This is a genomic window from Nocardia sp. NPDC004582 (genome assembly GCF_053602115.1).
This window is the reverse complement of the sequence record NZ_JBSGCY010000169.1, coordinates 1-12,685: the sequence shown is the minus strand read 5'-3', so window position 1 is coordinate 12,685 and position 12,685 is coordinate 1. Positions and strand designations below refer to the sequence as shown.

The 12,685-nt window shown below is 69.5% G+C and carries 12 protein-coding genes and 1 pseudogene; 4 read left to right on the top strand and 9 right to left on the bottom strand.

Annotated elements, in window-relative coordinates:
- Positions 1-120: 120 nt before the first annotated feature.
- A complete protein-coding gene (locus ACWELJ_RS30210) occupies positions 121-798 on the top strand; it encodes a dihydrolipoamide acetyltransferase family protein (protein WP_452369509.1) in 678 nt (225 codons plus the stop codon).
- Between the two features lie 66 nt (positions 799-864).
- On the opposite strand, the gene ACWELJ_RS30205 is transcribed toward ACWELJ_RS30210, so the two are convergent.
- Both ACWELJ_RS30205 and ACWELJ_RS30200 read right to left on the bottom strand, forming a co-directional pair.
- The gene (locus ACWELJ_RS30205) at positions 865-2,082 is read right to left on the bottom strand and encodes a hypothetical protein (RefSeq protein WP_452369508.1); all 1,218 of its coding nucleotides are present in this window, start codon (positions 2,080-2,082) and stop codon (positions 865-867) included.
- Positions 2,048-2,953: a hypothetical protein gene (locus ACWELJ_RS30200; protein WP_452369507.1), complete on the bottom strand. Its 906-nt coding sequence runs from the start codon at positions 2,951-2,953 to the stop codon at positions 2,048-2,050. The genes ACWELJ_RS30205 and ACWELJ_RS30200 overlap by 35 nt, the downstream gene beginning before the upstream one ends.
- Positions 2,954-3,232: 279 nt before the next feature.
- Between ACWELJ_RS30200 and ACWELJ_RS30195 the strand changes: the two genes are divergently transcribed.
- The gene (locus ACWELJ_RS30195) at positions 3,233-4,144 is read left to right on the top strand and encodes an oxygenase MpaB family protein (RefSeq protein ID WP_452369506.1); all 912 of its coding nucleotides are present in this window, start codon (positions 3,233-3,235) and stop codon (positions 4,142-4,144) included.
- Here the strand turns inward: ACWELJ_RS30195 and ACWELJ_RS30190 are convergent.
- Positions 4,125-5,330: an MFS transporter gene (locus tag ACWELJ_RS30190; protein ID WP_452369505.1), complete on the bottom strand. Its 1,206-nt coding sequence runs from the start codon at positions 5,328-5,330 to the stop codon at positions 4,125-4,127. The genes ACWELJ_RS30195 and ACWELJ_RS30190 overlap by 20 nt on opposite strands.
- A gap of 134 nt (positions 5,331-5,464) precedes the next feature.
- A complete protein-coding gene (locus ACWELJ_RS30185; protein ID WP_452369504.1) occupies positions 5,465-6,397 on the bottom strand; it encodes a hypothetical protein in 933 nt (310 codons plus the stop codon).
- A 176-nt stretch (positions 6,398-6,573) separates the two neighbouring features.
- On the opposite strand from ACWELJ_RS30185, the gene ACWELJ_RS30180 reads away from it, so the two are divergent.
- Positions 6,574-8,202, top strand: coding sequence for a flavin-containing monooxygenase (locus ACWELJ_RS30180; RefSeq protein WP_452369503.1), 1,629 nt, complete (start codon positions 6,574-6,576; stop codon positions 8,200-8,202).
- A gap of 5 nt (positions 8,203-8,207) precedes the next feature.
- On the opposite strand, the gene ACWELJ_RS30175 is transcribed toward ACWELJ_RS30180, so the two are convergent.
- From ACWELJ_RS30175 to ACWELJ_RS30160, 4 genes are read right to left on the bottom strand one after another with little or no spacing between them, the layout of a single operon-like run.
- On the bottom strand, positions 8,208-8,816 hold the full coding sequence (locus ACWELJ_RS30175) for a TetR/AcrR family transcriptional regulator (RefSeq protein WP_452369502.1): 609 nt from the start codon (positions 8,814-8,816) through the stop codon (positions 8,208-8,210).
- Positions 8,813-9,448 (bottom strand): TetR/AcrR family transcriptional regulator, encoded by a 636-nt coding sequence (locus tag ACWELJ_RS30170; protein WP_452369501.1) that lies wholly within the window; start codon positions 9,446-9,448, stop codon positions 8,813-8,815. Before ACWELJ_RS30170 ends, ACWELJ_RS30175 begins: the two co-directional genes overlap by 4 nt.
- A 58-nt stretch (positions 9,449-9,506) precedes the next feature.
- Positions 9,507-10,658 carry a DUF3500 domain-containing protein gene (locus ACWELJ_RS30165; RefSeq protein ID WP_452369500.1) on the bottom strand — a complete coding sequence of 384 codons (1,152 nt, stop codon included), beginning with the start codon at positions 10,656-10,658 and terminating at the stop codon, positions 9,507-9,509.
- Between the two features lie 6 nt (positions 10,659-10,664).
- A complete protein-coding gene (locus tag ACWELJ_RS30160) occupies positions 10,665-11,495 on the bottom strand; it encodes a fumarylacetoacetate hydrolase family protein (protein WP_452369499.1) in 831 nt (276 codons plus the stop codon).
- 44 nt (positions 11,496-11,539) lie between these two features.
- Here ACWELJ_RS30160 and ACWELJ_RS30155 point away from each other — a divergent pair, with 44 nt between their 5' ends.
- Complete coding sequence (locus ACWELJ_RS30155) at positions 11,540-12,238, top strand: IclR family transcriptional regulator (RefSeq protein ID WP_452369498.1); 699 nt, start codon at positions 11,540-11,542, stop codon at positions 12,236-12,238.
- A gap of 11 nt (positions 12,239-12,249) precedes the next feature.
- Here ACWELJ_RS30155 and ACWELJ_RS30150 read toward each other — a convergent pair.
- A pseudogene (locus tag ACWELJ_RS30150) lies at positions 12,250-12,685 on the bottom strand (bifunctional 3-(3-hydroxy-phenyl)propionate/3-hydroxycinnamic acid hydroxylase); the annotation flags it as partial.

Below are 12,685 nucleotides of genomic sequence, written 5' to 3'. Positions count from 1 at the left end.
GCGGAACCTGGCCGGACGCGCGGACCATGGCCTCGAAGACCAGGCCGACGGCGTGCAGGGCCTCGACGCCCTCCGCCAGTCGCGCCCTCCGCCGCTCCCGCCTCGGGCGACTACGACGAGATCCCGCTGACCACCATTCAGCGCGTCTCGGCCCAGCGTCTGACCGAGTCCATGCAGCAGGCGCCGCACATCTACCTGACCAGCGCCATCGATGTGACCGAACTGCTGGCCTTCCGCGCGCAGATCAACAAGACGCTGGAGGAGACCGGTTCCGGCAAGGTCAGCGTGAACGACCTGCTGGTGAAGGCGGTCGCCACCGCGCTGCGCCTGGATCCGTCGGTGAACGTCTCCTTCGCGGGCGACAAGCTGTTGCGGCACAAGGCGATCAATATCGGCATCGCCGTGGCCACCGACGCGGGCCTGTTCGTGCCGGTCATCCATGACGCGGACCGCAAGTCGGTGTCGGCCATCGCGGCCGAGGGCCGGGAGAAGGCCGGTCGCGCCCGCGACCGGAAGCTGAAGGGCGAGGACATGTCCGGCGGCACCTTCACCATCTCCAACCTGGGCATGTTCGGGATCGAGCAGTTCACCGCCGTGATCAACCCGCCGGAGTCGGCGATCCTGGCGGTCGGCGCCGCACAGGACGAGTTGAAGCTCGACGGCGAGAAGGTGGTGTCGCGCAAGATCCTGCGCGTCACGCTGTCCGCGGATCACCGTTCGATCGACGGCGCGGTCGCGGCGAAGTTCCTGCAGCAGCTGAAGGAACTCATCGAGCATCCGCTGCGCATCGTGACCTAGTCACCCCGAGACCGTCGTCCGATTTTCGATCCAGGATCGGACGGCGACGCCCGCCGTGAACCGAACTCACCCGGTGGCGGGCGGAATCGCCGGATGGCGTGGACCGGTTTTACCCGGCTGGTCCCCGCCATCCGGCTTTTCACGTCCGGCCACCAGTTCGACGACCACCAGGGCGGCGACAGCGGCGAGAACGGTCATGATGACCACCGCCCCGGTCGGGTACGACCAGAACGTCAGGGTGATCGCCGCGAGGGCGATGACGGCGATCCGCAGCCGGCCGCGGTAGCGGGCCGCGACGGATCGGATCGCCGGGGAGTACCGCGCGATGCGGTGTGCCTGCGCGGCCAGCGTGATCGCCACGGCCAGTACGAACATCGCTCGCACGGTGGTGTCCAGCGGCGCCAGGAACGCGTCGATCACCACCGCGGCGGCGCGCGGGGTGAGCACGTCGGCCGGTACCGCGTCCAGGTAGGCCGATCGCGCGAGGCCGATGGCGACCGCGAGCAACGCCATCGCCAGTGCCAGCGTCACGCCCAACAAGGTGAGGGCGCGCCGCCGCGCGGCTCTGGGCGCGGCCCAGACCGCGCCGGCCGCGACGAGGACCGTGATCCACGGCAGCACCTCGGCGACGCGATCGAGGACCGCCACCCATCGGCGCGCCTCGATCAGTTCGGGTGACCGGAAGAGCACGACCGACCGGTCGATCGCCGGCACCTGGTCGGCGAAGGTGAAGCCCCGCTCGGTCAACTCGGACCGGACCCTGTCGATGAGTGGGCCCAGTTCCACGCTCACCGCGCCGTTCTGATCCATGCCCACGGCCTCCGGGGCGTCGCCGGTCAGCACGGCGACCAGCCCGCGGTGCGCCTGCCGGTTCGCCTCGATCCACACGGCTTCGAATTGGTCGGACGCCACCACGGATTGGGCCGTGTCACGCACCAGACCGCGCGCTTGCCGGGTAGCCACCGGAGCCAGTCCCGTCACCGCGCGCGGAACGCGCGAGTTGCTGTCGGCCAACGCCGTCAGGGCCTGGGCGGTGACGGATTGGACGTCCACGCGATCCATGATCGCGTCGGTGACCCGATCGGCCAGCAGGTCTCGCACCGCGGGGTCGGCGGGCAAGGGCGTGACGGTCCGGACATAGCGGTCGGTGTCGAGCAACTCTCGGTGCGCGAAGCCGGCCAGCACCGATGCGATCGCCGCGCCGGCGAACAGGGCGAGCAGCACGACCGCGGCCGTCCACCGCACCGCGTTACGGCGTGGGCGTTCGGGTTCGGAATCCGCCATGAGAGTCCCGCCTCGATTCTGCGATGGTCGCATTCGAGCCGTGCAGAAACCGTCCGATGACGGTCTCGTCCAAGGCCAAGGCCTTGATGATCGCGGCAGCGCCCACGATCACCACCGACATCACGAAAAGCCAGCTGACAGAAGTGAAAGCGAGACCCACCGGCCCGAAGTGCCGCTGGGCGTTGGCCGTAATCCTCGGCAGCGCGACGCGCCCGGCCAGATGGATCGCGGTCAGACCGGTCGCGGTCAGCAGCCCGGTCGCCCAGGCCACGCGCCCGGCCAACGCGCCCTTGGTGAGCAGGAACGGCGCGAACGCCCACACCAATGTCCAGATGGTGAGCTCGCCGGCCAGCACGAGCGGCCACCCCACGTAACGGACGTGCGCGAGATGCTGGGTCTGCCCGACCATCGCGACCGACAACGCGACCGCGAACAGCGCCGCGAACCACCGCCACGCGTCCCGCGGACCGATCGAATTCACCTGCCACACCGCCCCGTAGACCCGCCCGAGCGCGCGGGCGAACGACGTGCCGCTGAACACGACCATCAGCAGCCCGACCACGCCGAACGCGGCCAGCGAGGAATCCGACACCTGCGCCGCGTCACCGGCGGGCAGTGCGGCGAGGTCGAACCCGAACTGGAACTGGATCGCGCCGGCCGCGGAATGCCAGCCGCTCAATGCCGAGGCCGCCATGATGACCGGCAGTACCGAGGTGAAGATCTGCGCGGACAGTGCCAGCGAGCGATCGACGAGCTCGATCTCGATCAGGCCCTGGACCACCCGCCAGGCGGTCCGGCCCCCGGGTGTGCCGCGCAACCACCCGGTGGCGGTCTCGATCACCGCCGCAGCCGTTCTCGGCTTCGCGTCCACGCTGGGCTCAGCCGTTCGGCATGTCCGCGAACGCCTTCGGCTGTCCGCCCACCTCGGTCATCTCGCTCCTAACGCGTGGATTCGTCAGTAGGGAAATCGGGTTCGGCCCAGAAACGATCGTATCCCCCAGCCGAACGGCGACCGTTGATCACCGCCCTGCCGGTCGCTCGGTTCGAAGTGACGGTTGCCACCCCACCGACATGATGAGAAGATTCGTTGGTAACTCTCTCATCCTGTCGGAGTGTGGCGCTCCGGCGGGAGTGATCAAAGGAGATCACCATGACCGCCGCCGTCGCGCTCGATCAGCAGTCCCCCGGCGCCCGCCCCGAACGCCGCCCGTTCGGACCCGGCAGCCGGATGTGGGAGGACACCGGCCTGATCACGTTCTCGCTGACCGCCGGTTCGGCGTTCCTGCTGCAGACCATGGAACCCAGCATCGCCGCGGTCGTGGACGAGCACTCCAGTTTCCGCACCGACGCGCTCGGTCGCGCGGCCCGCAGCATCGCCTCGGTCATGATGTGGATCTACGGCGGGGAGGAGGGCCTCGCCGAGGCCGACCGTCTCCGCACCATGCACGCCACCCTGAATTCCACCGACGCCCAAGGCGTCAAGCACCGCGCCCTGTCCTCCGGCCCGTGGGCGTGGGTGCTGCACACCGCGGTCTTCGCCTTCACCGAGGGCAACAAATACTTCTCCAGCGACAAGCTGACCGAGGCCGAGAAGGAGTCCTACTACCAGGAGGTCGTGCAGCTGATGCGCAACTTCTCGGTGCCCCCCAAGGAGATTCCGGCCACCTACGCCGAATGGCTGCCCTGGTTCGAGGATCGGATCGACAACCATCTGGTCCCCACGACTGTCGCCCACGACTATCTGAAGGTCATCCGGAACATCGCCCCGCCCAAGCAGATCCCGTCCGCCCTGCACCCGGTGTGGCGCGTAGCCGCCCAACCCGTCGGACGTCTCCAGTACTTCTTCACCGTCGGCACCACCCCCGCCTCGATCCGTGACCGCCTCGGCCTGGAGTGGACCGCGAACGACGAACGCGCCCTGCGACTTCTGGGCTGGGCCATCGGCCGAACCGTCCCGAAACTGCCCGAACGCGTCCGCTACTTCCCCATCGCCTACGAGGCCCGCCGCCTCGAACGCGACCGCGCCCGCCTGCGCAAGATGATCACTCTGCGCCCGATCTGACCGCCACCCGCGCCGGGAACCAGCGGCGGACGGCGACCGCACCCGCGGTCGCCACCGCTCCCAGCGCGAGTCCGGCCGAGCCGAGTGTGGCCGCCGCGCCGATGATTCCGACCGCGATGGGGCCCGCGAACATGCCCAGGTCGTGGGTCAGGCGCCAGGCGCCGAGGAATTCGGCCTGCGACGACGGCGGGGCGACATCGGAGCCGACGGTCATGATCAGACCATTGCTCAGGCCGTTGGCGACGCCCAGGATCACGGCGATCACACACAGTCCGGAGGCTGTGGTGGCCAGCGGCAGCGCGGTGTAACCGAGCGCGAACAGCAGCAGCGAGGGCGTCCCGGTCGCGCGCCGCCCGTACCGGTCCAGCCAGATGCCGGACGGATACGACAGCAGGACGTCGACCGCTCCCGCGATCCCGAAGATCAGCCCGATCGCCGGGGCGCTCATCCCGATATGGGCCGCCCACAGCGGCAGCAGCGCCACCCGTGCGGCCCGCGCCGCCCCGGTGGCCAATGCCCCGAAACCGAGTGTGCCCAGTACCCTGCGGTTTTCGGTCACCACCGCCCGCAACCCGCGCCGCACCTGCCCGGGTCCCTCGTCGATATCGCGCACCGACATCATCAACGCCCCGCCGACGAGGATCGCCGCCAGTTGCAGCCACATCGCGCCGGTCACCCCGAACGCGTGCGTGGCGCCGGCGCCGATCAAGGGCCCGGCGAACACCCCGAATCGCTGTGAGCCGGCCAGCAGGGACAGCGCCCGCCCGCGGTCGCCGTCGGGCACGACGGCCACCAGATACGTCTGCCGCGCCAGTCCCCACAGCGCCGAGGCCGCACCGGTGAGCAGCATCCCGGCGGCCAGCCATCCGAGATTCGGCGCGACGATGGCCAGCAGCACACCGACCGCGCCGCCCACCGACGCCGCGGCGACCGCCCGCCGCTCCCCCACCCGGGCGATGAGCTGTCCCGCGGGCAGATCCGCGAGCAGCTGCCCGAACCCCGAGAGCGCCACCACGATTCCCGCCGCCCCGGCGCTCGCACCCAGTTCGAGCGCGCGCAGCGGATACATCGGGGCGGCCGCCCCGCCACCCATCCCGAACACCGCGGTCGGCACGAACACCTGCCAGGTCAACTCCCGTAGCCGCACCACCCGCGCATCGACCTCGGCGACGGCCTCACCACTCATCGAACCCGAACCCCGAACAACCCCACGGCACTATCCCGGCGACAACCACGTCCGCATCGAACCAACCGGCACGATGGCAGGACACCCTTTTCCTGCCGATGATTCCAACCCCGGGAACCCGCGACGCGAAGGAGTCAACGGGAGGCCCAGAGCTTGGGCACCGATTTCACCGCGGCCCACACTGTTTCGCCGATCGCGCGCAACACCACCTTGGCGAGTTCGGGATTGGATTTCAGACCGATGGCGACGGCGGTGGTGGCGTTGGCGACGGCGGTGCGCACCACGTCGGGATCCACCGCGGCCAGGAAGCGACCGTAGGCCTGCGGCTGGGCGGCGGGGTCGGCGGCGGCGACGCGGTTGTGCATGGTCAGCAGGGCGGTGACGATGCGGCCGAGTTGCTGGGGCTCGGCCTGCTCACGCACCACGCGACCGACGTTGCGGTAGGAGGATTCGGGCAGGGCGGCGATCTGTTCGCCGTAATGGGCCAGGCCGCGGCCGAGGGCGGCGAGGATGCGGGTGTTGGAGGAGACGGCGTCGTCGAGGACGTCGTGGGCGGTGGTGGTGGAATCGGCCAGGGCGTAGAGCCATTGCTCGAGGAGCAGGGCGGTGGTGACGAAGGCTTCGTGGCTTTCGTGGTACCGGCCGGTGGTGAGGTAGCGGGCGATCAGGTCGTCGAAGGTGGTGCGGTACAGGGGGATATCGTCGCGAATCGCATTGGTGCCGACCGAGAGCGCGGTGACGGTGCGGCCGGCCTGCGCGGTGTCGATGCTCTCCAGGAGGTCCTGGAGCAAGCCGCTCAACGCGATTCGGAAGCGTTCACGATCCTCGGCGTTCAACTCGGTCACATAGTCCGCGGAGTCGACGGCCACCTCGTAGTGGGTGGCGCCGAGGTGCCGCAGGCGGCGGAAGGCGGTTCGGCCGGCGGTGGCCGCCGGGCCGTCGATGACGCCACCCTCGGGTGCGGTCGCGGCGACCGCCAGGCGATCGAAGTAGGAGTCGACGGTCTGCCGGTACTGCTCGGCGTCCTCGGCTGCGGGGGTGGTCTCGGGCTGGACTGCATCGGCCATGCGAGACACCGTAGGTCGGGCGCGCGGGCGCGGCCCAGTGTCTCGTCCCGGCTCCCGGGACAGGTATCCACCTGCGTGATCATCGACAGCTCTAGCGTGTACATATGTGTAGGTACTAACATGTCAAGTTGAGTCGTCAGGGCCTCCGGGCCGACGTAGACAGAGGATGTAAAGCAATGACGCTGGCAGACACCCCACGGACCCGCGCACCACGCAAGCGCAAGAGTTCACCGTCGGCAGGCAGCACACACGCCGGACTCGCACCGGTGGACCACGACATCGTCGTGGTGGGGGCCGGGTTCTCCGGCATCGGCCTGGGAATCCAGTTGAAGCGGGCGGGTTTTCACGACTTCACGATTCTCGACGCCGCGGACGGGGTCGGCGGGGTGTGGCGGCACAATGTGTATCCCGGTATCGCCGTGGACATTCCGAGCACCACCTACTCGTACTCCTTCGAGCCGAACCCCGACTGGTCGCGGCTGTTCGCGCCGGGCGCGGAACTGCGCGCCTATGCCGAGCACTGCACCGACAAGTACGGCCTGCGGGACCATCTGCGGCTGGGTGTCCGCGTTCAGTCCGCGCACTTCGACGAGGCGGGCACGGCCTGGCGGGTGAACACCGATCAGGGCGTGATCACCGCGCGCTTCCTGGTCAGCGCGGTCGGCCCGCTCGACAGCCTGCAGTACCCGGACATCAAGGGCATCGAGGAGTTCGACGGCGAGATCATGCACACCGCCCGCTGGGACGATTCGGTCTCGATCGCGGGCAAGCGGGTCGGCATCATCGGCACGGGCGCGTCGAGCTTGCAGGTGACACCCGAGATCGCGCCCATCGTCGAGCATCTGGACGTCTACCAGCGCACGCCGATCTGGGTGATTCCGAAGCCGAACACCGCCATGCCCCCGCTCGCGCGCGCGCTGTTCCGGCGGGCGCCCGCCGCGCAGCGGGTACTGCGCGCGGGCACCAACACCATCGCCGAGGTGATCATGACGGCCGGCGCGGTGTATCACACCCGGCTGCCGTTCCTGGTCCGCACCGTCGAGCGAACCTGCCTGCGGCACTTGGAGAATCAGGTCGACGATCCCGAGACCCGGGCGAAGCTGACCCCGGACTACGCCTTCGGCTGCAAGCGGCCGTCGTTCTCGAGCACCTACCTGCCCACGTTCAACCGGCCGAACGTGGATCTGGTGACGGATCGGATCGACCACATCACGAAGGACGGCATCGTCACCGTCGCAACCGATCCCGCGACCGGTGAGACGACCGAGACGCTGCGGCGGCTCGACACCTTGATCCTGGCCACCGGATTCAAGACCCTCGATCGCGGCGGCGTCCCGGCCTTCCCGGTGCACGGGGTGGGCGGCGTCGAGCTCGGCGCGCACTGGTACGAGCACCGATACCGCAACTACGAGGGCATCTCGACGCCGCTGGCCCCCAATTTCTGGCTGATGAACGGCCCGTGGTCGGTGGCCGGCACCTCGTGGTTCGCGGTCATCGAATCCGGTTCCGCCCACATCCTGCGCTGTCTGACCGAGGCCCGGCACCGCGGGGCGCATCGTATGGCCGTCAAGCAGTCGGCGATGGACGACTACATGGCGAGCATGTACAAGAAGGTGCGGCACACGGTGTTCGCCCAGCCCAGCTGCGCGAACGCCAACAGCTACTACTTCGACCATCACCGGGACGCGCCGTTCGTGCGGCCGGTGTCGGGTCCGGCGCTGTGGCTCGCGAGCCGCACCTTCGATCTCGACGACTACGAGTACGAGACCAGCCCGATCGGGCTGTACGAATCACCGCTGCACTGACCGGGTTACGACCGCCCGGCGCTATTGGGCGCCGGGCGCAGCAGGCCCTCGAGCGCTCGCACGAACGTCTCGATCCGAGCGTCGCCGTAGGCCTGCGGATCGCTGACCATGCGTGCCCCGATCGCGTCGATCGCCGCCAGCACCAGTACCGACAGCGCCTCGGCATCGACCGGGCCGGGCCGGTCGACGGTGACATCGGTGACCCAGTCCTCGATATCGCCGCGCAGCCGTTCCCGGAATTCGGAGACCGCCGCCCGCACCGAGTCCTCGGCCCCCTCGGTGGGCAAGGCGAACAGCCGCCACGAGCGTGGGTGCGCGACCTGGACCCGCAGATACGACAGCAGTCGCCCGGCGCCGCCGGCGGCGGCCGCCTCGGCGAGTTTCGCGGTGAGCAGCGTCTGCTCGCGGTCGAGGACGGTCAGCAGCAGGTTCTCCGGCGTCCCGTAGCAGTCGTAGACGACGGGCCGCACATACTCGGCCCGCTTGGCCACGGTCTGCATGGTGACCGCGGCGAATCCCGATTCGACCGCGATGGTCAGGGCCACATCGGCGATCCGTTCCAGCCGTTCGGGGGTGACGCGGCGGCCCACCGACCGCAGACGCGGGGCGGTCATCGCTCCCACTCGATCTCGAGCTGGTTCATCAGCCAGGACATGGCCGCGGAGAACCGTTCCGCCGGAAAGCGTTCCGGTTCGGCGAGCATGGCGCGCGCGGCGGCCTCGCTGGTGGACAGGGAGATCACCGCCAGCAGTTCCGCGTCGGCGCCCCCGTCGCCCAGCGGCGGCGGCAGGAGTTCGAAGTTGGTGCGGATCTGCTCGACGATGGCGGTGCGCACGGTGCCCAGGAAGGAGCGCAGCGTCTCCGGCGCCCCGGCCGGGGGCATGAAGATCAGCCGCCAGGTGTCGGGGGATTCGGAGACGACCCGCAGGAACGTGCTGAGCGCCTGCTCCATCAGCGGTTCCAGGTTCTCCCCCGACAGCACCGCCGGGGTGAGCCCGGCCGACACCGACAGCGCCTTCTCCGCTTCCCGGGTGATCAGATCCGACAACAGTTCGTCACGGTCCGGGTAGAACTCGTAGACCACCGGCCGGGTGACCCCGGCCTCGCGGGCGATGGCCTGCATGGTGGCCGCGCCGTACCCGTCGCGCAGCACCAGGCGCAGGGTGGAGTCGAGGATCTGCTGCTGCCGCTGGCGCGGGGCCATGCGCGGCGCCTGCCGGCCACGCTTGGCGGTGTGCTCCGGCACCTGCCCTCCACTGCGTCTCGTTCATGCCGGCCGCGGGGTGCCGCGGCCCGGACCCATCTTAATGTTCCGTCACCGGAGGGAGGTCCGCGCTCGACACGGCGCGCGTCCGCAGGTGGCCCGCGCCCCGGGTCCGGTCGCGGTCCCGGGCGGCCAGCAGGTCGCCGCCGAGGTCGGCGTCCAGGTCGCGCAGCACGCTGTGCAGATGGTCGCCGCCGCCGACGGCATTGACCGCCTCGATCAGGTATCGGCCCGCCTGAACCCGGAAGTAGTGCGGCGCACCGGGTTTCAGCGCACCGGCCCACGCGAACCAGAGACAGCCGGGACCGGTCGCGTGCAGCGCGGTGCGCTGACGCCACCCGAGATCGGTGGGCAGCCGCGACAGATAGCAGTCGACCAGCTGCCACAGCATGGACTGCTGGAACGGATCCAGTTCCGCGCCATGGATTCCCGAGGGTTCGGCGCGGGCGAACTTCAGCGCCGCCCGGTCGGCGTCGCCGATGGTGTAGCCGGGCATGCCGAGGTCGTAGTGGTCCGGGTACTCGTACGCGCCCACCTTCGGCACCTGCCGGGTGACGAAGTCGGGTGGCGCGACCGGGTGGATCACCGCCCGCGCCCGCTGATCCGCGTCGAGGGCGTGCAGCAACGCGAACCCGAGGCCCTCGTCCTCGGCCAGCGGCACCAGCACCCCCGCGTCGAGGGTGGGCTGGGCGCCGAGTGCCATGGGCGTGGCCGAGATCCACTGTTCGTCGATGACGGTGATGTTCAGACACACGTGATGACCCAGGAACCGCAGGGTCCAGGTGTCCTCGAATCCGGGTCGCCCGAAGAAGGTCAGGAAATAGGAGTCCGAGGACCGCCACGCGGGTAGCGCGGGCCCGAGGAATTCGTATTCCTCCTCGCGCAGTATGTGTTCGAGCTGGGTGATGGCCAGGATCTTGGTGAAGGTGCGGCGTGGCACTGCCCTGCGGATCAGGTCCCAGGCCAGCACCTTCTGGTGCCGGTCGAGGCGGTGCAGCGGGATGCCGGTGCGATCCGGCTTCGGGATGATGTCCCAGTCCAGCCGGCGTGGGTCCTCGAAGTCGGCGATCACGGCCTCGGCGCGTTGTGCGGGGTCGAAGGTGTCGAGCAGTCCCATGGCGATGACCAGCAGCCGGGTCGCGGTCTGCCGGTCCTCGTAGACCGCGAGATCGAGGTGTTCGTCGATGTCCATGTGCCGCTAGCCTTCCGCGCCGAGGACCGGGGTGCGCAGTACGCCGAGCCGGTCGATCTCGACCTCGACCACGTCCCCGGAACCGAGCAGCCGTGGCGGGTTGCGGACGTAGCCGACGCCCTCGGGGGTTCCGGTGGCGATCACATCGCCGGGGTGCAAGGTCAGCACGCTGCCGATGTGCGAGATGAGTTGTCCCACATCGAAGATCATGGCGGCGGTGCTGGCGTCCTGCATGAGCTCACCGTTGACCCGGGTGCGGACCCGCAGGCCGTCGCGCAGGTCGCCGACCTCGTCGGCGGTGACCAGCGGGCCGAGCGGACCGCTGCGGTCGGCGTTCTTGCCGAGCGTCCACTGCGAGGTGAGCTTCTGGGCGCGGCGCGCGGTGAGGTCATTGAAGGTCGAGTAGCCCAGCACCGCCGCGCGCGCCGAATCCGCGTCGCCACCGCGGAATTCGGTCCCGATATAGGCGGCGACCTCGCCCTCCCAGTCCAGGCCCGCTTCTCCCACGGGGACCCGGACCGGCGCGTCGCCGACGCTCAGCGACGCGGTCCAGCGCCCGAAGACCGTGGGGAATTCCGGGACCTCGAAGCCGCCCTCACCGGCGTGCGCGCGATAGTTGAGCCCGATGCACAGGACGCGGGCCGACGGCGGGACGATCGACACGAATTCCTGGTCCACGGCCGCCAGGGCGGTCCCGTCGGCTCGGCCCGCGGCCATCAACCACAGCCGCGGATCGCTCCAGAATTCCTCCACGAGGCACAGCGGAATCACGGTCGCGCCCAGCGATACCGCGACCGCCGGAGCGCCGGAGGCACTTCGAATTCCAACCAGTTTCACTGCGGGTATCCTTTTCTCGGGAATGGTCCGATACGCTCGAACACATGGAAATGCAGGACCGGACGATGACCGTTCTGGAGGCATTGGCGGATTCCCGCCGCCGGCTCACCATCCGGGAGATCTCGGCCATGACCGGAGTTCCCCGTTCGTCCGTGCATCGTATTGTGCAGGGTTTGGTGGCGCGGCGGTATCTGGTCGCGGCCGTGCCCGACGGTTACCGGATCGGCCCGGGCCTGCTGGGGGTGGCGCTGAGTAGTCAGCAGCAGCTCGTCACACCCATGCGGACACTGGTCTCGGGCCTCTCCGACAGCGTCCAGGAATGCGTTGACCTGGCAGTATTCACCGGTCGCGAAGTAGTCGTGATCGATCAGGTCAGCACCGGCAACCGGCTGCGAGCGGTCACCCGGGTGGGCCGGCCGTTCGCGGCGCACGCCAGCAGCATCGGCAAGGTGCTGCTGGCCGAGCTGTCCGACTCCGAAATCCGCGCACTGCTTCCGGGCACGCTGGAGAAATTCACCAGAAATACGATCACGTCGGTCGGCGAATTGCTTCGGGAAATCGATATCGTGCGCATCCGAGGAATTGCGTTCGATCACGAGGAGCATGATCTCGGAATCAGCGCGGCGGCGACCGCGGTGCGCGGCCCGGGCGGAATTGTCCAGGCCATTTCCATTGTCACCGGCGCGAATCGTTTCCGATCCCGCCGCGCCGATTTCGTGCAGGCGCTGCGGGCCGTCCGCTAGCGGCGGTCCGCTCACAGTGACACCTTGGCGCCGGCCAGCGCGGCCAGGAACCGCCGCACCATGAGCCGGACTCCGGCATCGGTGTGCGCGGTGTCGTACACATAGAAGTCCGGACGGATGAGCACCGCGTCGACGCCGAGCCGCCGCAGCCACTCCCCGTAGGCGTCGTCGGCGTCCTCGAGTCGCACCGCGCGATCGGACGGCTGCGACCCGCCCGGCGCGGCGAGCACGCAGGGCCGAATGCCGATGGCGGCCAACTGCCACAGCTCGAGTCGGTCCAGCCCCTCGAGCAGGCGGGCGTCGCGTACCAGCAGCGCCCCGGCCCCGCCCAGCAGATCGTCGAGCCGGGCCGGAAGTCGTTGCCCGTCCCGGGCCAAGCCCTGGATGGAGAGAGTGCCGCCGTGCGCGCCGTGGTGCAGGCCCGGCCCCAGCCGCGGGCGGGGCGGC

Bases quoted from the DNA above. Each gene is read 5' to 3' on its own strand.
- ACWELJ_RS30185 (WP_452369504.1), bottom strand. From the start codon at position 6,397: ATGGCCGATGCAGTCCAGCCCGAGACCACCCCCGCAGCCGAGGACGCC.
- ACWELJ_RS30155 (WP_452369498.1), top strand. From the start codon at position 11,540: ATGGAAATGCAGGACCGGACGATGACCGTTCTGGAGGCATTGGCGGAT.
- ACWELJ_RS30175 (WP_452369502.1), bottom strand. From the start codon at position 8,816: ATGACCGCCCCGCGTCTGCGGTCGGTGGGCCGCCGCGTCACCCCCGAA.
- ACWELJ_RS30205 (WP_452369508.1), bottom strand. From the start codon at position 2,082: ATGGCGGATTCCGAACCCGAACGCCCACGCCGTAACGCGGTGCGGTGG.
- ACWELJ_RS30165 (WP_452369500.1), bottom strand. From the start codon at position 10,658: ATGGACATCGACGAACACCTCGATCTCGCGGTCTACGAGGACCGGCAG.
- ACWELJ_RS30195 (WP_452369506.1), top strand. From the start codon at position 3,233: ATGACCGCCGCCGTCGCGCTCGATCAGCAGTCCCCCGGCGCCCGCCCC.
- ACWELJ_RS30190 (WP_452369505.1), bottom strand. From the start codon at position 5,330: ATGAGTGGTGAGGCCGTCGCCGAGGTCGATGCGCGGGTGGTGCGGCTA.
- ACWELJ_RS30180 (WP_452369503.1), top strand. From the start codon at position 6,574: ATGACGCTGGCAGACACCCCACGGACCCGCGCACCACGCAAGCGCAAG.